Genomic DNA, 1,096 nt, shown 5'->3' on the forward strand with positions numbered 1-1,096 from the left:
CCGAGGCCACTCTGTTGCCGAGGTCGCCGCCCGATTGGGTGTGTCAGGCCACAGTCTTTATCAGTGGATCAAGCGCTACTCCAAGCCCACGGAGCAGCGGCAGCAGGACGATGAGCTTCAGGCCGAGATTCGTCGATTGAAGTCCGAACTGAAACGCGTATCCGAAGAGCGAGATATATTAAAAAAGGCCACCGCGTACTTCGCCAGAGAGTCCGATTGAGGTACGCGTTTATTCAGAGCCAAGTGGACCTGTACCCCGTGCGCCGCCTGTGCAAAATGATGACTGTGCACCCTAGCGGTTACTACGCCTGGTGCCGCAACAAGCTGTCTGATCGGGCTCGTGAAGATCAGCGGTTGTTAGGCCAGATTAAACACTCATGGCTGGAAAGCGGCGGTGTGTATGGCTATCGCAAAATTCATCTGGATCTTCGTGAAGCTGGTGAGGCGTGTGGCAAGCACCGGGTAGCCCGGCTCATGCGCTGCGAGGGGTTACGCTCACAGACGGGTTATCGCCGCCGCCCTGGTCGTTATAGTGGCAAGCCGGCTGTGGTTTCACCCAATCACTTGGATCGCCAATTCGATGTAGCAGCGCCCAATGTTGCATGGGTGACCGATATAACTTACATCCGTACCTACGAAGGTTGGTTGTATCTGTCCGTGGTTATCGACCTGTTCTCGCGTCAGGTTGTCGGCTGGTCGATGAAGCCGCGCATGACATCTGACTTGGCGCTAGACGCGCTGTTAGCCGCAGTGTGGCGTCGCAAGCCGCAAGCATGTGTGATGGTTCATTCGGACCAAGGCAGTCAGTTTAGTAGCGGGGACTGGCAGAGCTTCCTGAAAGCGAATCACCTGGTGGGCAGCATGAGCCGCCGGGGAAACTGCCATGACAACGCGGTAGCTGAAAGCTTCTTTCAATTACTCAAACGGGAGCGAATCAAGCGGCAGATTTATCCGACACGCGAGGCTGCTAGACAAGACGTGTTCAATTACATTGAGATGTTTTATAACCCAAGGCGCCGGCACGGCACGAGTGGTGACCTGTCACCGGTCGAGTACGAAAAGCGTCATTACCAGAGTCTGGCGAGTGTCTAGAATA

Annotated in this window: 1 protein-coding gene; it reads left to right on the forward strand. The window is 55.4% G+C overall.

Going from position 1 to position 1,096, the window contains the following annotated elements; all coding sequences use genetic code 11:
* Positions 1-1,092 (forward strand): IS3 family transposase gene (locus tag EF096_RS20165; RefSeq protein ID WP_123891523.1). Its coding sequence is split into 2 segments (ribosomal slippage), with 1,093 coding nucleotides annotated over them: positions 1-179 and positions 179-1,092; the frame shifts between segments, so codons are not numbered across the junction. This gene is flagged as partial in the annotation.
* Between the last annotated feature and the right edge of the window lie 4 nt (positions 1,093-1,096).

Source organism: Pseudomonas neustonica (assembly GCF_003797945.1).
Lineage (GTDB): Bacteria > Pseudomonadota > Gammaproteobacteria > Pseudomonadales > Pseudomonadaceae > Halopseudomonas > Halopseudomonas neustonica.